The organism is Rhodoferax sp. LS1P39, assembly GCF_056521425.1.
Window position 1 is genome coordinate 136,736 of record NZ_JBWMAV010000013.1, and the last position, 19,614, is coordinate 156,349.

Below are 19,614 nucleotides of genomic sequence, written 5' to 3' on the forward strand. Positions count from 1 at the left end.
GCCTTGACCCAGCCTTAAGCCACAACCCTCAAAACCCTTCGTGCGGTGCCAGGTAACGCCACTGCCCCAGGGGCAGGTTGCCCAGCATCACATTGCCGATGCGCACGCGCTTGAGGCCCACCACCTTCAGACCCACCAGCTCGCACATGCGGCGGATCTGGCGTTTCTTGCCTTCCGTCAACACAAAGCGCAGTTGCTCGGGGTTTTGCCAGGTGACCTTGGCGGGCTTGAGGGCCTGGCCATCCAGGCTCAGGCCGTGGCGCAGTTTGGCCAGCATGGCGGGCGGGAACACGGCCTGCACGTTGCTGGTGATGGGGTCGTCGTCGTCCATGCGGATGAGCTGGCCGGTGGGCGCGGGCTGGCCCAGGCCGTGGTAGGCCACGCGGACCAGGTATTCCTTTTCCATCACCGAGTCTTCGCCGATGAGCTGGCGGGCCACGCGGCCATCTTGCGTCATCACCAGCAGGCCGATGGAGTCGATGTCCAGCCGCCCGGCGGGGGCCAGGCCCACCAGCTGCTTGGGGTGAAAGAAGAAGCGGGCGTTGTCCTCGGCCCAGCGGTTTTGCGCGGTGAACAGCGAGACCGCCGGTTCGTGGCCGTCCTCGGCCTGGGCGCTCACGTAACCCATGGGCTTGTTGATCAGGATGGTGACCTGGTTGGCCTGGTGGCCGCTGGCGGCCTTGTCGATCTGGATGCGGTCGCTGGGCGTGACCTTGACCCCCATCTCGGCAATCGCCCCGTTGACCTTGACCCAGCCCCGGGCGATCCATTCATCGGCTTCGCGGCGCGAGCACATGTTCAGATCGGCCATGCGCTTGTTCAGACGGATGGGGTCGCTGCTGTTGGGCTTTCCGGCGGCTCCGGCGGGGGGCGCGGCGCGGCGGAAGGGGACGGGTGGTTTGGGGGGCTGCAGGGGGGTGGTCATGGTGCTATGAATAAAAGAGCTATTCATGCAATAAGCATAAGCGGCAATGCCACATTTTAATCGCGAACCCCCAACGCAGCCCCCGCTCAGAAGACGTACAGCGCGCGCAGGCGCACCGCCTGGGTCTTGGGGCCGCTCTCTACCCGCAGGTCTTTGCCGAACTGGGCCATCAACTGCACCTGGGGTGTGACGAAGCTGGCCACGGTGAACATCAGGTTGGTGTCGTTCTTGCGGTCGTTGATCGTGGTGCCGCCCAGGCTTTCCTTGGCACCGGTGGTGTAGCGCAGCGACGTGGCCAGGTACGTGGCATCGCTGAGGTGGTAGCGCAGGTGGCCCACGCCCAGCAGCATCGGGTCTTTCTTGGCACCGGTGTCGCGGCGGTTTTGGTAGAACTCGGAGTCCAGCACCAGGTCCAGCGTCCATTTCGGAGCAAAGCGTTTGCTGTAGCCAGCTTCCAGCTCCAGGGCCCAGCGGTTGTCGCTGATGGCGTAACCCTTGTCCTTGTCGGCCCCGGTGGGTGCGGTCACCAGCGCGGTAAAGCCCAGGTGCTCGCCGCCCTTCATATCCGCAATCGTCCACAAGGTGCCGCCAAACAAAATGTCGCCCAAGCCGGAGCTTTTGGCTCCGCTCAAACCCACCTTTTGCTGACCAAACGGCACGATGATTTGCGGCGAAAAATGGATGCCGCCCATTTGCATGTAATGCACGTAGCGGAAGATGCCCACGTCGATGTTCAGCCCCAGGTCTTTGGGCAAGGCCACGCGCTGGCCGTTGGCATAGAGCTGGTCGGCCTGGATGTTTTGCACGTACAGCAGCGCCAGATCGGTGCCCGGTGGCAGGCCGGTGTAGTCGCCGGGGTCGGGAATGGCTGCCGAGTGTGCGGTGGCGGCGGCCAGCAGCAGGGCCGTGGCGGCAAGGCGGGGGATGGGGCTTTTCATGGTTGTCTCCGGTGTTTTGTTTTATGCAGGGGAAAAGGCGCGTCAAGCCGTGCCGTACAGCGTCACCACGCAGGCGCCGCCCAGGCCCAGGTTGTGCTGCAAGCCCAGCCGCGCGCCGCGCACCTGGCGCTGCTCTGCGGTGCCGCGCAGTTGGTGGGTCAGCTCGAAACACTGGGCCAGGCCGGTGGCGCCCAGCGGGTGGCCCTTGGACAACAAGCCGCCCGAAGGGTTGGTGACCACCTTGCCGCCGTAGGTGTTGTCGCCCGCTGCAATGAACTGCGCCGCGCCGCCTTCGGAGCACAGGCCCAGGGCTTCGTAGCTGATGAGTTCGTTCTGGGCAAAGCAGTCGTGCAGCTCCACCACGTCCAGGTCGTCCGGGCCTATGCCCGCCTGCGCGTACACCTGCTGCGCGGCGGCCTGGGTCATGCGGTAGCCCACGAGGTTCATCATGTCGTGGCTGTCGAAGCTGTCGGGCCGGTCGGTGGTCATGGCCTGGGCCAGGATGCGCACGTCGCTGCGCAGGCCGTGGGCTCGGGCATAAGACTCGGACACCAGCACGGCGGCGGCCGCCCCACAGGTGGGCGGGCAGGCCATCAAACGGGTCAGCACGCCGGGCCACAGCGCCGGGGCGTTGAGCACATCGTCTGCAGTGAGCACTTTGCGCAACAGGGCCAGCGGGTTATGGGCGGCGTGGCGGCTGGCCTTGGCGCGGATCTGCGCAAACGCGGCCAGCGGCGTGCCGTACTTTTGCATGTGGCACAGGCCCGCGCCGCCAAAGTAGCGTAGCGCCAGGGGCAGATCGGGCTGGCCCACCAGGGCGGCGGCTTCGCGGTCAAAGTCCTCGAAGGGGCTGGGCCGGTCGTTGAACACCGTGCCCAGCGCGCCGGGGTTCATCTGCTCAAAACCCAGCGCCAGCACACAGTCGGCGGCACCGCTGGCAATCGCCTGGCGGGCCAGAAACAGCGCGGTGGAGCCAGTGGAGCAGTTGTTGTTGACGTTGACGATGGGAATGCCGGTCATGCCCAACCCGTACAGCGCCTTTTGCCCGGCGGTGGAGTCGCCATACACGTAGCCCACATAGGCTTGCTGGATGGCCTCGTAGGCAATGCCTGCATCCCGCAGGGCTTGCCGCCCCGCCGTGGCGGCCATCTCCGGGTAGGGCACATGGGCACCGGGCTTGGCGAACGAAATCATGCCGACACCGGCCACGCAAACCGTGTTCATAACGCGCCTTCCTGGGCCAGCAAGGTGGCGCGGATGTCTTTCTTCAGCACCTTGCCCACTTTGGAGCGCGGCAGGTCGGGCCAGATTTCGATCTGTTTGGGCGCTTTGACGCTGCCCAGCCGGGCCTTGACGAAGGCCTGGATGTCGGCCGCGCTGGGCGACTGGCCGGGCCGCAACTGCAGCACCGCCACCACCCGCTCACCCCATTTGGCATCGGGCAGGCCGATCACCGCGCCATCCTGCACGCCGGGATGCTGCAGCAGCGCCTGCTCCACTTCGATGGAGTAGATGTTGAAGCCACCGCTGATCACCATGTCTTTGGCGCGGTCCACGATGTAGAGGTAGCCGTCGGCATCCAGGTGGCCGATGTCGCCGGTGTGGTGCCAGCCAAAGCGCGAGGCTTCGGCGGTGGCGGCCGCATCCTTGTAGTAGCCCAGCATGACCAGCGAGCCGCGCACCACGATTTCGCCGTTGTCGCCGGTGGGCAGCAGTTGGCCCTGTTCGTCCATCACCGCCACCTGCACCAACGGGCCGGGGCGGCCTGCCGAAGCCAGACGCTGGCGGGCGATGCTGCCATCGGCGTGGAAGTGCTCGCGCGGGGCCATCATGGACACCATCATCGGGGCCTCGGTCTGGCCAAACAGCTGGGCCATCACCGGGCCGATCTTTTCCAGCGCTTCTTCCAGCCGGGCCACCGCGATCGGGGCCGCACCGTACCAGAAGCACTGCAGCGAATCCAGCCGGGTGCTGGCCAACGCCGGGTGCTGCAGCAGCATGTAGATCAGCGTGGGCGGTAAAAAGGTGTGGGTGATGCGCTCGTGTTCAATCAGCTGCAAAAACTCGCCCAGGTCGGGCTTGGGCATGATCACCACGCGCCCACCCAGCGCCATGATGGGCAGACACAGCACGCCCGCCGCATGGGTCAGCGGGGCCAGGGCCAGGTAGACGGGCCGGCCCAGAAACGGGTAGCCCATCAGCGTCAGCGCGCTCATGCTCTCCAGGTTGCGGTTGGACAGCATCACGCCCTTGGGTTTGCCGGTGGTGCCGCCGGTGCCAGCGATCATGGCCACGTCGTCCACGGTGGGCACGGTGATGGGCTCATCGCTGCAGCCCTGCAGCCACGACTCCAGCATGGGGGCAAACGGCAGGCTCTGGTCCAGGCACACCAGCACCACCAACTTTGGCAATTCGGCCCGCATCTGCTCTACCAGCGGCGCGTAGGCGCTATGAAAAATGAGGCAACGGCAGTCAAACGCGTCCAGCACAAAGCGGTTCTCGGCCACCTCGTTGCGCGGGTTGATGGGGCACCACACGGCGGCCGCGCGGGAGATGCCAAACACGCTGGCAAACGCCACCGGGTCGTTGCCCGCCAGCACCGCCACCTTGTCGCCAGGGGCAATACCGTCGCGCTGCAAGGCCCGCGCGATGCGGTAGCTGAGGGCCTGCACCTGGGCGTAGCCCAGCACCGTGTCGCCCATGGCCAGGCAGGGTGCGCTGGCCCCCAGCATGGCCCCTTTGTCGAGGTAGTCGGTCAGGCGCATGGGTTAGCCCACCACGGGGTCCATCACCAACCCGTGGGTCTTCAGAATGCCCAGCAGGGTGCGGTGGCCAAAGGCCTGGCAGCCCGAGGCAAAACCCACCCGCTGCGGCGCTTGCTGCAACAGGCTGAAGGCGGCGTAGGCCTGCAGCAGCCCGGTCTGCTTGTAGTTGCAGTTGCCGTGGATCACACAGTGCGTGCGCGCCAGCGGGCCCGAGCCGTAGACCGAATCCAGCGTGGTGTTGATGCGCGGGTTCTCACGCGGGGGCATGCCGGCCTGGATGGACGCGGCAATGTTGGCCAGCGCCACCTCGCGCTCGGCGGGGGGCAGGGGCGCGAGCTGCTCCTGGTACATCTTTTGGGTGGCCACAAAGCCCACCATCACCTCGCGTGCAAACACCCCGCCCAGCGCCTTGCAGTTGGCCACGCGCGGGTCGCTCTTGAACCACACCGGGTGCGCCGTGCCCGCCCAGGGCGTGACCAGCGCGGGTACGTGGTGGCCGGGCACATTGACATCAAAGTGCGTGTCTTGCGGCCATTCGACGTACTGGTTTTGCTCCAGGTAGTACCACTTGGCCTTGAGGATGCTGAAGATGGTCTGGGTGGAGGCGTAGGTGGGAAAGCCCTTCCACAGCACCAGAATGTCCAGCGTATCGATGCCGGGGGTCTCCAGGCAGATGTTGGCGGCGATCTCGCCGGTGGTGTACATCTGCGCCAGGCCGGGCGACAGCAGCAGGCCCTTGGCGGCGAACTTCTGGCCCCAGCGCGCCTGGGAGTCGATCATCCAGTCTTGCTCGCCGGTGGTATCGGTGTAGTGCACGCCCGCGTTCAGGCAGGCCTCGACCACCTCGGGACCGTATTTGCTGAACGGCCCCACCATGTTGCTGACCATGGTGCGGCCCTGGAACAGCTCGGTCAGCGCGTCCACGGTGTGCTCTACCGCCACCACCTCGTAGTCGGCCCGCTCGATGCCGGGCACTTTTTCCATCACCTCCTGGATGCGGGCCTTGTCGCGGCCCGCGGCCACAAAGGGCAGGCCCAGCTCGGTCAGGTACTCACACACCAGGCGGCCCGTGTAGCCGGACGCGCCGTAAACGACAACAGGTTTTTTGCTCATTTTTCAGTTCCTTGATTTGAAATTACATGCCCATCCCACCGTCGACAGGCAGGCCCGCGCCGGTGATGAAGCGGGCGGCATCGGAGGCTAGGAAGACCACCGCGTCGGCCATGTCGCGCACCTCGCCCAGCCGCCCCAGCGGGGTTTGCCCCACCACCGAGCCGATGGCGGCCTCGACGCTGGGAAACAGGCCCGCCGTGACCACGTCACCGGCCAAGCGCGCGCCCATTTCGGTGGGCACCAGGCCGGGGTAAATGCAGTTGACGCGCACGCCGTAGCCCAGCTTGCCCGACTCCATGGCCGCCACCCGTGTGAGCCGGTCCACCGCCGATTTACTGGCCGAATACCCGGCAATCGCGGGGAAGGCAATCGTGGCCGCCACCGACGACACATTCACCACCGCCCCGCCGGGCTGCATGGTTTTGAATGCGTGCTTTATGCCCAGCATGGTGCCCACCACGTTCACGTCCAGCATGCGGCGCAGGTCGGCAGCATCCTGCTGGATCACCAGCGAGGTGATTTCGATCCCGGCGTTGTTGACCAGAATGTCGAAGCCGCCCAGGGTGGCCACCGTGGCGGCCACGGCGCTGGCCCAGCTGTCGTCCTGCGTCACGTCCAGCGGCACAAAACCCACCTGGGCCCCGCCCGCCGAGAGCTGCGCGGCGGTTTCGCGCCCCTGCTCTACCAGCACATCCCCCAGCATCACCGCCGCGCCCGCCCGGGCCAGCGCGGCGGCAATGCCCGCCCCGATGCCGCGGGCACCCCCGGTTACCAGCGCCTTGCGCCCCGTCAGATCGAACTGCGTCATGTTGTCTCCTGCTGTTGTTGTGGTTCGGCCCATGCTAGAAATTCTTTTGACAGTCGTCAAGAATTTACTGGGCAAGTGTCCAGAAATTAGGGTAAACAGGGGGTATCACAGTGGATGGAAGAGGGCTGCGTGCTATGCTTTCGCTCTATATGGCCGCCGCACTCGCACCCAAAACCACGCGCATTCCCCGTACGCGGGTAGACAAGTTCGCCGAACGCCGTGCGGAGCTGGGCGAGGCCGCCCTGCACACCCTGGCCAGCCTGGGCTATGCCCGCACCAGCCTGCGTGAAATCGCCCAAAACTCCGAGTTTTCGCACGGCGTGCTGCACTACTACTTCAGCGACAAGCTGGACCTGATCGTGTGCAGCGTGCGCCAGTACAAGAGCCGCTGCGTCACCCGCTACGACCAGGTCACCCTCGACGCGCCCAGCTACCCCGCCCTGCGCGACGGGTTTGCGCAGATCCTGGGCGACACCCTGCGCGCAGAGGCCTCCATGCACCGTCTGTGGTACGACCTGCGCGCCCAGGCCCTGTTCGAGGAAGCTTTCCGCGCCGACGTGGTCGCGATCGACAAAAGCCTGGAAAACATGGTGTGGCGCGTGGTGGCCCGCTGCGCCGAGCTGGCCCAGCTGCCGCTGACCCTGTCGCCACCCGCGCTGTACGCCCTGTTCGACGGTCTGTTCCAGCAGGCCCTGCTCAAGCACCTGTCCGGCGACGAAACCGCTGTGGCCCAGATGCAAGCCGACGTGCGCCAGGCGCTGGACGGGTTTTTGACTGGGCAGGCTACGCTACTGAATTAGTAGCTGCTTGCGCTTATGGAGTGAGCGCAAGAGGCAGATTTGGCACATATTTTTTGCCCGAGGTTTCTATGCCCACCCGCCACCTTGAGCCGAGAGACCACCCGCCCCAGCTTCTGGAACACATGGCCCGTTCTGCGGGCAGCCATAACGCCTGCGAAGTTTTGCGCGAGGCCGCCCGGATCGGCATAGCCGACATCGATGCAGGTGCATTCAGCAGCTTTGACTCATCGGATGCTCTGGGCAAACACTTGGCTACGCTGGCCCATGGCGTGATTGGCCGCTGATGGCCAACAGCATGGACCTGGAACGCCACCTGCCGCCGTCTGATCGGCGGTGAAGATCGCCAGGGAAGCGCCGTTTTGCTACTAAATAAGTAGCTGCTTACGCCCATTCGATCGGCGGTGAGGGCAGATTTTGCTTAGATTTTAGGCCAGCAGCCGGTACCCCACCCCCGTCTCCGTCAGCAAATGCACCGGCTGCGCCGGGTCAGCCTCCAGCTTTTGGCGCAAATGGCCCATGTGGATGCGCAGGTAGTGGCTTTGCTGGGTGTGGGCGGGGCCCCAGACTTCGCGCAGCAGCTGGCGGTGGGTGAGCACGCGACCGGCGTTGCTGGCCAGCACGGACAGCAGGCGGTATTCGATGGGGGTGAGGTGCACCTCGGCCCCGCCCCGGCGCACCAGGCGTGCGGTGCGGTCGATCTCCACCGGGCCGAAGCGGAACACGGCTTCCTCGCTGGCCTCGGCCACGCGGGGGCGGCGCAGGTTGGCGCGCACACGGGCCAGCAGCTCGCCCACGCCGAAGGGCTTGGTCAGGTAGTCGTCGGCCCCGGCATCCAGGGCGGCGATTTTGTCGGCCTCGTCGCTGCGGGCCGACAACACGATGATGGGCACGGCCGACCAGCCGCGCACGTCGCGCAGCACGTCCAGCCCATCGCCGTCGGGCAGGCCCAGGTCGAGCACCAGCAGGTCGGGCTTGCGGGTGCCCGCCTCGGTCAGGCCCTGTTGGGCGGTGTCGGCCTCGAACACCTGCCAGCCTTCGGCCTCCAGCGCGGCGCGCACGAAGCGGCGGATGTGGGGTTCGTCTTCGATGAGAACGGCAACAGGGGTGGTCATGAAAAGCTAATACCAAACATCCGGCCCCCACCCCAGCCCTCCCCCGGGAGGGGAGGGGGAAATGCGGGGTCCAGTCTTGCTCTCTCCCTCTTCGGGGGAGGGCTGGGGTGGGGGCGAGAGGTCGTCAACGGTGTACTCACAAGATGTCAGGCGCAGGGCGGCGCGGCAGAGTGAGGGTGAATTCTGCCCCACCGCCCGGTGCGTTGGCCGCCACGATCTGGCCCCGGTGCGCATCCACGATGGCTTTGCAGATGGCCAGGCCCAGGCCCACGCCAGGGGTGGTGGATTCCGTGCTGCCCCGGGTGAACTTATCGAACAGCTCGGCCTCACGGCCCCGCAGCTTGGGCGGCAGGCCGGGGCCGTGGTCGCGCACCGCCAGTACCAGGCTGGTGGGGGTGGTGCGGGCGGTCAACACGATGGGGGCCGCGCCGTCACGCGTCCCATATTTGGCGGCGTTCTCCAGCAGGTTGACCAGCACGCGCTCCATCAGCACTGCGTCGTATTCCACCAGCGGCAGGTCGGCAGGGATGTCGGTATCCACCGGTTGGCCGCGCAGAGCGGGGGCGGCGGCGCGGATGGCGGAGCCCACCAGTTCCTCCACCGACTGCCAATCGCTGCGCAGGGCTACCGCACCGTTTTGCAGCCGCGCCATGTCCAGCAGGTTGGTGACCAGGGCCGAGAGTTCGCGTGCCTGCACCACCATGGCCTGGGCCGTATCCGCCTGGGCGGGGGCCAGCGGCGGCTGCGCGGTGTGCAGCGACTCGGCCAGGCCCATCAAGGCGGTGAGCGGGGTGCGCACGTCGTGCGAAATCGCGGCCAGCAAGGTGTTGCGCAGGCGCTCGGATTCCATGTGCACCACGGCTTCTTGCGCTACCTCGACGTAGTGCACCCGCTCCAGCGCAATCGCGATTTGCCGGGCCAGGGTCTGCAGCAGTTGCTGCTGCTCGGGAATCAGCAGCCAGCGCGCCTGGCTGGGTTTGAGGGCCAGCACGCCGCGCACCCGCATGGGGGCTTGCAGCGGCACGCAGTGCCAGGGGTGGGCGGGCAAGGTGGTGGTGGCCAGCCCGGCGCTGTGGCCGGTGCGCAGCACCCACTCGGCAATGCCCGCGTCGAAGTCGTGCGGCAGCATACCGGGCAAACGCAGGTGGCCCGTGCCTGCGTCGGTGTGCTCGGCCACCAGCACCATCACCTTGCCGCCTTTGACCGGGTCGAAGGCCACGCCTTCCACCTGGGTGAACAGGCGCTGCACGGCGGTCTGGCCGATCTCCACCACCTGGCTGGTCAGCAGCGCGGCGGACAGCTCGCGCGTCAGGTCGAACAGGGCCTGCGCCCGGCGTTCGCGGCTGGCGGCGATGCGGGCCGAGAAGCGCAGCCCGGCGGTGAGCTGGCCGGTCAGCAGGCCGATGGCCAGCATCACCACAAAGGTCACCAGGTACTGCAGGTCGTGCACCGCAAACGAGAAGCGGGGTGTGACAAAAAAGAAGTCGAACGCGGCCACGTTCAGCACCGCCGCCAGCGCCGCCGCGCCGCGCCCGTAGCGCACCGCTACCAGCACCACGGCCACCAGAAACAGCATGACGATATTGGCCTGGTCCAGCCGGTCCGCCAGCGGCGCGGCCAGCAGGCTGACCAGCACGGCACCGCCCAGGGCGGCGGCCCAGGGTTGCCAGGCGCGGCTGGGGGCGGCATCGTCGGTATCGTTGGCCAGCCAGGCGCGGGCCAGGCGGCGCGTGCTGGGGCTGCCGCCCACCTCCAGCACATCCAACGTGGGGGCCAAGGTGGCCAGCTGGCGCGTCAGCGTGGGGGCCCAGCGCCGCCAAAATTGCCAACGCAGCGGTTGGCGCGGACGGCCCACCACCAGGGTGGCGCAGTTCAGCGTCTGGGCCTGGAGGACCAGGGCTTCGGCGATACCGCTGCCGGTCAACACCGCCGTATCGGCACCCAGGGTTTCGGCCAGTTGCAGCACGGTGAGGATGCGGTCGCGCTCGGTGGCCTCCAGGCGCTGCAGCAGCGGGGTTTCCACATAGGCGGCGTGCCAGCGCACGTTGAGCTGCCCGGCCAGCCGCGCAGCGGTGCGCACGGTGTGCTCCGCGCCCTCCAAGGGGCCGATGCAGGCCAGTATGGCACCGGAGGTGTTCCATACGGGCGGCAGGTCGGCGGCACTGCCGGACTGCTCCACGCGGTAGCTGCGCACGTCGTCTTCCACATGCTCTGCCGTGCGGCGCAGGGCGATTTCGCGCAGCGCAATCAGGTTGCCCTTGCGGAAGAAGTTCTGTGCGGCGCGGGCCGCCTGCTGCGGCAGGTAGACCTTGCCCGCCTGTAGCCGGGCGGTGAGCTCGTCAGGGGTCACATCCACCAGGATGATCTCGTCGGCGCTGTCGAGCACGGTGTCGGGCACGGTCTCCAGCACGCGGATCCCGGTGATGGCCCCCACCGTGCCGTTCAGACTCTCCAGGTGCTGCACGTTCAGGGCCGACCAGACCTCGATGCCTGCGGCCAGCAGCTCCTGCACGTCCTGCCAGCGCTTGGGGTGGCGCGAGCCCTCCACATTGCTGTGGGCAAGCTCATCGACCAGCAGGATGGCCGGTTTGCGGGCCAGGGCTGCGTCCAGGTCAAATTCGGGCAGCGTCTGGCCCCGGTAGGGGAGCTGGTGCAGCGGCAGCAGCTCCAGGCCGTGCAGCAGGGCTGCCGTTTCCTTGCGGCCATGGGTTTCCACCACGCCCACCAGCACCTCGCGCCCGGCCTGGTGCGCCTGCTGGGCGGCGCTGAGCATGGCGTAGGTTTTGCCCACGCCTGCGTTGGCCCCGAAATAGATGCGCAAGCGGCCCCGCGTGCGGGCCGCATCCTGCTCTTGCAGGCGCTGCAGCAGTGCATCGGGGTCGGGTCGGTTGTCCATGCGCGGAGGTTACTGCATGCCATCCAGCGCCAGGTTCAGGCGCAGCACGTTGACGCGCGGCTCACCCAAAAAGCCGAACAAGGGCTGCTCAGTGTGCTGCGCCACCAGGGCTTGCAGCTTGGCAGCCTCCAGCCCCCGCGCCTTGGCTACGCGCTGAATCTGGTACAGCGCTGCCGCAGGGCTGGTGTGCGGGTCCAGCCCGCTGGCGGATGCCGTCACCAGGTCCACCGGCACGGGGGCGGTGTTGCCGGGGTCCGCATCGCGCAGGGCCTGGATGCGGGCCTTGACAGCATCGGTCAACGCCGGGTTCAGCGGGCCCAGGTTCGAGCCACCGGATGCTGCGCCGTTGTAGGGCTGCGGGGCAGTGGCCGAGGGGCGGCCCCAGAAGTAACGCGGGGCGCTGAAGCTCTGGCCGATCAGCTCGGAACCGACCGGTTGGCCATCACGCAGCACCAGGCTGCCAGCAGCCTGCTGGGGAAACGCCGCCTGGCCCACGCCGGTAACGGCCAGCGGATACAGCACGCCGGTGAGCAGCGTAAGAGCGGTAAACACCACCAGGGTGGGACGAAGAATTGCGTTCACTTTGAACTCCTTAAACGAGGTGGGTGGCGACCAGCAACAGGTCAATCGCCTTGATGCCGATGAAGGGCACGACCAGGCCGCCCAGGCCGTAGACGAGCAGGTTGCGGCGCAGCAGCGCGGCGGCACCCACGGGGCGGTAGCGCACACCCTTGAGCGCCAGCGGCACCAAAAACATGATGATCAGCGCATTGAAAATCACCGCCGACAAGATGGCGCTGGACGGGCTGCCCAGCCCCATCACGTTCAGCGCGTGCAGCTGCGGGTAGGTGCTGACGAAGATGGCCGGGATGATGGCAAAGTACTTGGCCACGTCGTTGGCGATCGAGAAGGTGGTGAGCGCGCCGCGCGTCATCAGCAAGGCCTTGCCGGTTTCCACAATCTCCAGCAGCTTGGTGGGGTTGGAGTCCAGGTCCACCATATTGCCCGCCTCCTTGGCGGCCTGGGTGCCGCTGTTCATGGCCACGGCCACATCGGCCTGGGCCAGGGCGGGCGCGTCGTTGGTGCCGTCGCCCGTCATGGCGACCAGGTGGCCTTCGCTTTGGTACTTGCGGATCAGGGCCAGCTTTTGTTCGGGCGTGGCCTCGGCCAGGAAGTCATCCACGCCCGCCTCGGCGGCGATGGCGGCAGCGGTGAGCTTGTTGTCGCCGGTGATCATCACCGTCTTGATGCCCATGCGGCGCAGTTCGCCAAAGCGCTCTTTGATGCCTGCCTTGACGATGTCTTTGAGCTCGACCACACCCAAGACCGTGTTGCCTTCCACCACCACCAGTGGCGTGCTGCCCCGGCGCGCCACGTCGTCGGCGGTGTGGGCCACTTCGGTGGGCATGTGGCCGTGGTGGGCTTGCACATAGTTGCGGATCGCATCCACCGCGCCTTTGCGCAGCACGCGGGTGGTAGTGCCTGCCACCACGTCGATGCCACTCATGCGGGTCTGCGCCGTGAAAGGCACCTCGGTGGTCTGCCCCACCAGCAGCGGCACCGTCCCTAACCGCTGCGCCAGGGCCACGATGCTGCGGCCCTCGGGGGTTTCATCGGCCAGCGAAGCCTGGGCGGCGCAGGCAGCCAGTTGCGCTTCACCCACGCCGGGGGCGGGGAAAAAGGCCGAGGCCTGGCGGTTCCCGTGGGTGATGGTGCCGGTTTTGTCCAGCAGCAGCACGTCCACATCACCTGCCGCTTCCACCGCCCGACCCGAGGTGGCGATCACGTTGGCCTGCACCATGCGGCCCATGCCCGCCACGCCCACGGCAGACAGCAGGCCGCCGATGGTGGTGGGGATCAGGCAGACCAGCAGCGCGATCAGGGCCGTCATGCTGACCACCGTGCCCGCGCCCGCAGCCTGCACGCTGAACATCGAGAACGGCAGCAGCGTCACCGTGACCACCAGGAACACGATGGTCAGCGCCACCAGCAGAATCGTCAGCGCAATCTCGTTGGGCGTTTTCTGGCGCTTGGCACCTTCCACCATGCTGATCATGCGGTCCAGGAACGACTCGCCAGGGTTCACGCTGATGCGCACCACCAGCCAGTCGGACAACACCCGCGTGCCACCGGTGACGCTGGAGAAATCGCCGCCCGACTCGCGCACCACCGGGGCCGATTCGCCGGTGATGGCGCTCTCGTCCACCGAGGCCACGCCTTCGATGACTTCGCCGTCTAGCGGGATCAGGTCGTGTGCCATGACCAGTACCACGTCGCCCTTGCGCAGGTTTTCAGCCTCTTCAGGGAGCCACGTCGTGCCGTACTTGGGCTCACGCAGCTTTTTGGCCATGGTGCTTTTCTTCAGGCTGCGCAGCGAGGAAGCCTGCGCCTGCGCACGGCCCTCGGCCAGGGCTTCGGCAAAGTTGGCAAACAGCACGGTGAACCACAGCCACACCGCCACCGCCAGCACGAAGCCCGCCGTGCCGTCGCCACTGTCCAGCGCCAGCACGCCGAAAAGCGTGGTCAAGATGCTGCCGATAAAGACGACAAACATCACCGGGTTGTGCCACTGCACGCGCGGGTTGAGCTTGGTGAAGGCAGCGGCCAGCGCGGGCTTGAGCAGGGCGGGATCGAGCAACACCAAAGACTTGGGGGTGTTCATACAGACATCTTTCGAAAATTTAAGCCAAATCGGCCTCTAGCGCCCATTCCATGGGCGTGAGCAGCTATTAAATATGCAGCAATCATGGTTTCGCCCACAGCATGAGGTGTTCGACCACCGGGCCCAGGGCCAGCGCGGGCACGTAGTTCAGCAGGCCCACCAGCAGCACGGTGCCGATCAACAGGCTGACAAACAGCGGGCCGTGCGTGGGCAAGGTGCCCGATGTCACCGGCAGGCGCTGCTTGGCCGCCAGCGAACCGGAAATGGCCAGCACCGGCACGATCATTCCGAAGCGCCCGATCCACATCGCGATGCCCAGCAGGATGTTGTAGAACGGCGTGTTGGCCGACAGCCCGGCGAACGCGCTGCCGTTGTTGTTACCAGCCGAACTCAGCGCGTACAAAATTTCGCTGAAGCCATGCGCGCCGGGGTTGGCAACGCCCGCCTGGCCCGCGCCCGACAGTACGGCCACCGCCGTGCCCGCCAGCACCACCAGGGGCGTGACCAAAATGGCGATGGAGGTGAGCTTCATCTCGTGCACCTCGATCTTCTTGCCCAGGTACTCGGGGGTGCGGCCAATCATCAGCCCGGCGATGAACACCGCCAGGATGGCAAAAATCAGCATGCCGTACAGGCCCGAGCCCACGCCGCCAAACACCACCTCGCCCAGCTGCATCAGCACCAGCGGCACCATGCCGCCCAGCGGGGTAAAGGAGTCGTGCATGGCGTTGACCGCGCCGCAACTTGCCGCTGTGGTGATGACGGTAAACAGGCTGCTGGCGGTGATGCCATAGCGCAGCTCCTTGCCTTCCATGTTGCCGCCCGGCTGCAGGCTGCTGGCCATCTGGTCCACGCCCAGCGGGGTGAGCAGCGGGTTCCCGGCCTGCTCGGCAGGGATGATGGCCACCACGGCCACCACGAACAGCACGGTCATCGCCGCCAGCACCGCCCAGCCCTGGCGCGCATCGCCCACCACGCGGCCAAAGGCAAAGCACAGCGCGGCGGGGATTAGAAAGATCGCCAGCATCTGCAAGAAGTTGCTCAACGCCGTGGGGTTCTCGAACGGGTGGGCCGAATTGGCGTTAAAGAAGCCGCCGCCGTTGGTGCCCAGCATCTTGATGGCCTCTTGCGACGCGACCGGGCCCATGGGCAGGGTTTGCGGCCCGGCCTGGAGCGTGGCCACCGTCTGGTAGCCGTCAAAATTCTGGATAACGCCCTGGCCGACCAACACCAGCGCCAATACCAGCGACAGTGGCACCAGCACCCAGGCGGTGACGCGCACCACATCCACCCAGAAGTTGCCAATCACAGCCGTAGACCGCGCCGCAAAGCCGCGCACCAGCGCGAACACCACGGCGATGCCGGTAGCGGCAGAGAAGAAGTTTTGCACTGCCAGGCCCAGCATCTGGGTGAGGTAGCCCATGGTGGACTCGCCCGCATAGCCCTGCCAGTTGGTGTTGGACGCAAAGCTGATGGCGGTGTTGAAGGCCGAGTCGGCCGATACCGCCGCCATACCCTGCGGGTTCAGCGGCAGCCACACCTGCAGGCGCTGCAGCGCGTAGACCACCAGGGCACCCAGGAGGTTGAAGGCCAGCAGCGCCAGCGCGTAGTGCGCCCAGTGCATGGACTTGTCGGGCGATGTGCCCGCCAGCTTGTAAATGGGTGCCTCGAGCTTGTGCATCCAGCCGGGCAGTTCGCCCTGGGCCAGGCGCGCCAGCCACAGGCCCAGCGGCCAGGCGGCGGCCAGCAGGACCACCAGATACACGGTGAGCAAAATCCAGGCGTTGGAGGACATCAAAACTCCTCCGCGCAGATCAGCGCATAGACCAGGTACGCCAGCAACAGCACAGCACACAAGCCGCCCAGGCCATAGAGCACGTCGAGCGGGATCATGCGCGGCCTCCCTGGGGTTTTTCCAGCTTCTGGAACCCTTTGAGCAGCAGCACCATCACCCCCCACAACAGGCCCAGGCCCGCAATCCACAGCACATCCATACCATCACGCTTTCTAGAGAAATTGATGGTGTGAGATTACGTAACTGGGCGTAAAGACGGAGTAATGAGTGGAAGGAGAGGTGTATAGAAAGCGTAAAGACGGGGTCTAACGGGAAGGATCAAGGCAGCACGGCAAACCCCGGCTGCAGGGCCTGCGCCTGGGCGCGGTTGCGGTAGGCCGCAGCATCGTCGGCACCAAAGCGCCCGTCCAGCATCAGCCCACGGGCGACCAGGTCGGCCACCGACTGGTTGACCGCCGCCACGTACCCGGCCTTGGAGCCGTACAGGCTTTGCACGCTGCGGCGCGGGTCGCCGGGCTGGCGCTGCGCGTCGGTCACGGCAAAGGCCAGTTGCGAACCGTTCAAGCCGTACTGGTTGCCCGCCACAAAGCCGCTTTTGCGCAAGCTGTAGCCAGTGAAGGTGGCCAAGGGCACCGAAGAGTCGGGCATCTTCACACCGGGCACATCGTTGCCCTGCGCGTCCACCGTGGGCTGTTGCACCACGTAGAACTTGCTGGAAATGGCCGAGGGAATCACGCTTTCATCGTTCAGGCTGAGCGTGTTGTAGACCCCGTTGAAGGCCAGGCCGGGCGTGCCGCTCACGCCGGTAAACGCCACCCCCGACAGATCTGGCCCACCCAGGCTGGCGGGCGATGCGGTGGGTACGGCCAGGGTGCCAGCACGCGCCGTGGGCCAGGCATTGGGCAGCGGCTGCGCCGTGCCCTTGACCCAGCCTTCCAGGTTCACATACAGCGCACGCACCAGCGCCGTGCTGGCATTGTTGACGGTGGCGGCATAGGTGGGCGCAGTGGCCGCCACGCTGCGGGTGACCGTCATGTCGGGCTGCGTCCGCGCGTTGGCGGCCAGCTGCGAGGGGCTGTGCTGGGTGCCGGTGGCATAGACCAGGCGCACGTTGTCGGGTATGGCCACATCGTTGCCCAGGCCGTCGGTGGCCACCAGCGAGGCGCGCGCGCCACCGAATTCGATGGGGCTGTCGTACTGGATGAGCTTGGGGCAGGTGCGGTCCTCTGTGCACTTCTTCAGCAGGCCGTCGGTGCGGCCACTGACGGGGTCGGTCAAGGTGGCATAGCCGAACGGGAACTGGTCGCCCGGCGTGTAGTGCGTCTCGTGCTGGCGTGAATAGTCGCCGGGCTTGGACCAGCGGTAGTTGGTGTAGGTCTTGCGCGATCCGCCCACCAGCGGCAGCATGCCGTCGAACACCCGGCGCTGCTGTGCGTCGGTGTTGAAGCCTTGCCACAGGAAATCGCGCACATAGCGGCCTGATTGCGAGATGCCCCCCAGCAGCGTGGTCTGGATGCGGCCTGCCAGCGGGTTGCCCGCCGTGCCATGGCGCAAGAAGCCCACCAGGTCGCGCGTGGCCAGAAAGCCCAGGCCCATGACCTTGGGCTCCACGGCGGTGTAGTTGAACTGGTAGATGCTGCCGTTGTCCAGCCCGGCATCCAGCGCGGCGGCGTAGGTGGCATCGGAGCGCACGGCGGCGCGGTCGATGGTGACAAAGCCATAGCCGTCGGCCCCGGTGCCACCCGCCACGCCCGTGCCGGTGCCTGCGGTGTAGGTCCACAGCGAGGTGGCCACCGTGATGGGGGCCGAGGTGGGTGTCTTGCGCACCGTCAGCGTGGCGGTGCCCTGGCTGCCGGGCGCGAGTTTGTAGTAGGTGCCCAGCAGGTTGGCCGTGGCATTGTCGGCATTGAACTCGTCTTGCACGCGGCCGGTGATGGGTGCGTTGCCGTTGCTCCGGTCTACGGCGATGGGCAGTGTCATGCCGGGTGCGTACCAGCGCTGTGTGGTGCTGATGGCGGCAGAGGCCCCATTCAGCGTCTGGGGCCGGTCGCCCTGCCAGCCCGCCCAGACGATGCTGGCACCCTGGTTCAACAAAAAGCCATTGCCCGCGCCCGTACCGGCCACATCGCCGCTGGCCGTTGCAACGACTTGGGGCCGCACGTTCGTGAACAGGTCGTTGACCGAGCCCTCGTTCAATGCGGACACCAGCAGTGTGTTGGTCCGGTTGGACACCTCGTAGAACAGCGTGCCGTTGCCGCGCGCGGCATCGGTGGGGGCCAGCAGCACCACATCGAAGGTGTAGCGCACATGGCCCGAGGCATCGGGCACGGTGTTCTTCAGATCGACGATGGTGGCGGCGCATTCGTCCTGGGGCGAAACGGTGGCCGTCGCCTCGGCCAGCGTGTAGGTGTAGGTGCCCACGCTGCCAAAGCCGGCACCCCCGAACGCCAGGCCGGTACCCTTGACGGCAAAGCGCTCAATGGCCGAGCGCGTGATGGCACAGGGGCGGGTGTAGTCCGGCGGCACCAGTGCGCTGCGCGCGGCGGGCAGGCGCGACGCGACTTCATTGCCACCGCAAGCGGCCAGCACCACCACCGCAGCAGCAGAACCACCACGCAGCGCGTAGTGGACCAGGGAACCGGTCATCTTCACCATCTCGTTGTCTCCTTGTTGTTGGCGATCGCCGGGCGCAAAGGCACAGCCCGGCTTCTCGGGCTGGAATGTACTGAGCCCGCACCGACAGAACAATTAAGGAGAAGCAGGGATGTTTACGCCCCACGAAACAATCAGGGGTTAACCCTTTGGGGTATTTTTAGGCGAGAGGGGCCAGGGACAGGCGGCAGACCGACAACAGGGTCAGCAGGTTGGGGTCGCGCTCGCGCGTGCGCAAAAAGTTCAGCGCGATGGTCTGGCGCATGGCAAATTTGGCCTGCAACGGAATGAGCTGCACCTTGTGCTGGAACACATCGCGCACCCGGCCTGGCAGCAGGGTGCAGCCCAGGCCCCCGCTGACCAGGTTCATCAGCGAAAAAATGTCATCGGTCTGCATCACCACCTTGGGGGTGAATTCGGCAATGCGAAAGGCATCCTGAAAACCCTTGTAGGTGGCGAAGCCCTGGGTCAGGCTGACAAAGCGCTCGCCAGCACACTGGGCCAGGTCCACCGCCGCCATATCGGCGTAGCGCGAGCCCACCGGCGCGGCAAAGTAGATGTCGTCCTCAAACAGCGGCAGGGATTCGATGTCGGGTGCATTGTCGGGAATGGCCATCAACGCTGCGTCAATCGCACCCTGGGCCAGCTTGTGCAGCAGCACGGCGTTGGAGCCCAGCACCAGCTCGGGCTGCAACTCGGGCTTGCGCACTTTCAGGGCAATCAACAGACTCGGTACGGTCTTGATGGTCAGCGAATACAGCGAGCCGATGCGGATCTGGTCGGACGCATAGCCTGCCGCCTCGCGGGTGGAGCGCACGCCCTCGGCCATCAGGTGCAGCACGTCTTTGGCCGCTTCGGCCAGCACCTGCGCGGCCTGGGTCGGGATCAGGTTGCGGCCCTCGTGGCGAAACAAAGCGCAGCGCAAGCCCTCCTCCAGGGCGTGCAAGGCCCGGTGCACGCTGACGGTGCTGGTGCCTAGCACCTCGGCGGTACGCGTTAGATTGCCCTCATGCATGTAAGCCAGAAAAATTTCCAGCCGGCGAAAGGTAATATCGTCTCCGACGCGGATGGCCATGCCTAGGGAGCAGCCTTGTCAGCTTCGCTGGTGAACGCGTCGGCAAAGAAGGCCTCTGGCGGCAGCCCGGCCT

16 protein-coding genes are annotated in these 19,614 nt (G+C 66.4%); 2 read left to right on the forward strand and 14 right to left on the reverse strand.

All coding sequences use genetic code 11. From position 1 onward, the window contains the following. Window positions 1-28 precede the first annotated feature (28 nt). The 6 genes from AC097O_RS18870 to AC097O_RS18895 all read right to left on the reverse strand — a co-directional run bounded on the left by AC097O_RS18870 (window position 29) and on the right by AC097O_RS18895 (window position 6,549). Window positions 29-925, reverse strand: a complete 897-nt coding sequence (locus AC097O_RS18870) for a pseudouridine synthase (protein WP_479594411.1) — start codon at window positions 923-925, stop codon at window positions 29-31. Between the two features lie 86 nt (window positions 926-1,011). Further along, a complete protein-coding gene (locus tag AC097O_RS18875) occupies window positions 1,012-1,863 on the reverse strand; it encodes a transporter (protein ID WP_479594412.1) in 852 nt (283 codons plus the stop codon). Window positions 1,864-1,905: 42 nt separating this feature from the next. Next, on the reverse strand, window positions 1,906-3,087 hold the full coding sequence (locus tag AC097O_RS18880) for a lipid-transfer protein (protein ID WP_479594413.1): 1,182 nt from the start codon (window positions 3,085-3,087) through the stop codon (window positions 1,906-1,908). Then, complete coding sequence (locus tag AC097O_RS18885; protein ID WP_479594414.1) at window positions 3,084-4,628, reverse strand: acyl-CoA synthetase; 1,545 nt, start codon at window positions 4,626-4,628, stop codon at window positions 3,084-3,086. Before AC097O_RS18885 ends, AC097O_RS18880 begins: the two co-directional genes overlap by 4 nt. A gap of 3 nt (window positions 4,629-4,631) precedes the next feature. Next, window positions 4,632-5,741 (reverse strand): DUF5938 domain-containing protein, encoded by a 1,110-nt coding sequence (locus AC097O_RS18890; protein WP_479594415.1) that lies wholly within the window; start codon window positions 5,739-5,741, stop codon window positions 4,632-4,634. Between the two features lie 22 nt (window positions 5,742-5,763). After that, on the reverse strand, window positions 5,764-6,549 hold the full coding sequence (locus tag AC097O_RS18895) for an SDR family NAD(P)-dependent oxidoreductase (RefSeq protein ID WP_479594416.1): 786 nt from the start codon (window positions 6,547-6,549) through the stop codon (window positions 5,764-5,766). A gap of 134 nt (window positions 6,550-6,683) precedes the next feature. On the opposite strand from AC097O_RS18895, the gene AC097O_RS18900 reads away from it, so the two are divergent. Both AC097O_RS18900 and AC097O_RS18905 read left to right on the forward strand, forming a co-directional pair. Then, window positions 6,684-7,349, forward strand: coding sequence for a TetR/AcrR family transcriptional regulator (locus AC097O_RS18900; protein WP_479589132.1), 666 nt, complete (start codon window positions 6,684-6,686; stop codon window positions 7,347-7,349). Window positions 7,350-7,417: 68 nt separating this feature from the next. Then, a complete protein-coding gene (locus AC097O_RS18905; RefSeq protein ID WP_479589133.1) occupies window positions 7,418-7,633 on the forward strand; it encodes a hypothetical protein in 216 nt (71 codons plus the stop codon). A gap of 141 nt (window positions 7,634-7,774) precedes the next feature. Here the strand turns inward: AC097O_RS18905 and kdpE are convergent, their stop codons facing one another. The 8 genes from kdpE to AC097O_RS18945 form a co-directional block, all read right to left on the reverse strand. Continuing rightward, the gene (kdpE, locus tag AC097O_RS18910; protein WP_479589134.1) at window positions 7,775-8,461 is read right to left on the reverse strand and encodes a two-component system response regulator KdpE; all 687 of its coding nucleotides are present in this window, start codon (window positions 8,459-8,461) and stop codon (window positions 7,775-7,777) included. A gap of 136 nt (window positions 8,462-8,597) precedes the next feature. Continuing rightward, window positions 8,598-11,357, reverse strand: a complete 2,760-nt coding sequence (locus AC097O_RS18915; RefSeq protein WP_479594417.1) for a DUF4118 domain-containing protein — start codon at window positions 11,355-11,357, stop codon at window positions 8,598-8,600. 9 nt (window positions 11,358-11,366) lie between these two features. Next, a complete protein-coding gene (gene kdpC / locus AC097O_RS18920) occupies window positions 11,367-11,939 on the reverse strand; it encodes a potassium-transporting ATPase subunit KdpC (RefSeq protein ID WP_479594418.1) in 573 nt (190 codons plus the stop codon). 10 nt (window positions 11,940-11,949) lie between these two features. Further along, entirely contained in the window at window positions 11,950-14,019 is a 2,070-nt protein-coding gene (gene kdpB / locus AC097O_RS18925; RefSeq protein WP_479594419.1) for a potassium-transporting ATPase subunit KdpB, read from the reverse strand. An 82-nt stretch (window positions 14,020-14,101) separates the two neighbouring features. Further along, entirely contained in the window at window positions 14,102-15,814 is a 1,713-nt protein-coding gene (gene kdpA, locus AC097O_RS18930; RefSeq protein ID WP_479594420.1) for a potassium-transporting ATPase subunit KdpA, read from the reverse strand. After that, complete coding sequence (gene kdpF, locus AC097O_RS18935) at window positions 15,814-15,912, reverse strand: K(+)-transporting ATPase subunit F (RefSeq protein ID WP_315192404.1); 99 nt, start codon at window positions 15,910-15,912, stop codon at window positions 15,814-15,816. The genes kdpA and kdpF overlap by 1 nt, the downstream gene beginning before the upstream one ends. Before the next feature lie 220 nt (window positions 15,913-16,132). Beyond that, window positions 16,133-18,469 carry an alpha/beta hydrolase domain-containing protein gene (locus tag AC097O_RS18940; protein WP_479594421.1) on the reverse strand — a complete coding sequence of 779 codons (2,337 nt, stop codon included), beginning with the start codon at window positions 18,467-18,469 and terminating at the stop codon, window positions 16,133-16,135. Between the two features lie 157 nt (window positions 18,470-18,626). Further along, complete coding sequence (locus tag AC097O_RS18945; RefSeq protein ID WP_479594422.1) at window positions 18,627-19,541, reverse strand: LysR family transcriptional regulator; 915 nt, start codon at window positions 19,539-19,541, stop codon at window positions 18,627-18,629. Window positions 19,542-19,614: the final 73 nt, after the last annotated feature.

Bases quoted from the DNA above. Each gene is read 5' to 3' on its own strand.
- AC097O_RS18870 (WP_479594411.1), bottom strand. From the start codon at position 925: ATGACCACCCCCCTGCAGCCCCCCAAACCACCCGTCCCCTTCCGCCGC.
- AC097O_RS18875 (WP_479594412.1), bottom strand. From the start codon at position 1,863: ATGAAAAGCCCCATCCCCCGCCTTGCCGCCACGGCCCTGCTGCTGGCC.
- AC097O_RS18880 (WP_479594413.1), bottom strand. From the start codon at position 3,087: ATGAACACGGTTTGCGTGGCCGGTGTCGGCATGATTTCGTTCGCCAAG.
- AC097O_RS18885 (WP_479594414.1), bottom strand. From the start codon at position 4,628: ATGCGCCTGACCGACTACCTCGACAAAGGGGCCATGCTGGGGGCCAGC.
- AC097O_RS18890 (WP_479594415.1), bottom strand. From the start codon at position 5,741: ATGAGCAAAAAACCTGTTGTCGTTTACGGCGCGTCCGGCTACACGGGC.
- AC097O_RS18895 (WP_479594416.1), bottom strand. From the start codon at position 6,549: ATGACGCAGTTCGATCTGACGGGGCGCAAGGCGCTGGTAACCGGGGGT.
- AC097O_RS18900 (WP_479589132.1), top strand. From the start codon at position 6,684: ATGCTTTCGCTCTATATGGCCGCCGCACTCGCACCCAAAACCACGCGC.
- AC097O_RS18905 (WP_479589133.1), top strand. From the start codon at position 7,418: ATGCCCACCCGCCACCTTGAGCCGAGAGACCACCCGCCCCAGCTTCTG.
- kdpE (WP_479589134.1), bottom strand. From the start codon at position 8,461: ATGACCACCCCTGTTGCCGTTCTCATCGAAGACGAACCCCACATCCGC.
- AC097O_RS18915 (WP_479594417.1), bottom strand. From the start codon at position 11,357: ATGGACAACCGACCCGACCCCGATGCACTGCTGCAGCGCCTGCAAGAG.
- kdpB (WP_479594419.1), bottom strand. From the start codon at position 14,019: ATGAACACCCCCAAGTCTTTGGTGTTGCTCGATCCCGCCCTGCTCAAG.
- kdpA (WP_479594420.1), bottom strand. From the start codon at position 15,814: ATGTCCTCCAACGCCTGGATTTTGCTCACCGTGTATCTGGTGGTCCTG.
- kdpF (WP_315192404.1), bottom strand. From the start codon at position 15,912: ATGATCCCGCTCGACGTGCTCTATGGCCTGGGCGGCTTGTGTGCTGTG.
- AC097O_RS18940 (WP_479594421.1), bottom strand. From the start codon at position 18,469: ATGGTGAAGATGACCGGTTCCCTGGTCCACTACGCGCTGCGTGGTGGT.
- AC097O_RS18945 (WP_479594422.1), bottom strand. From the start codon at position 19,541: ATGGCCATCCGCGTCGGAGACGATATTACCTTTCGCCGGCTGGAAATT.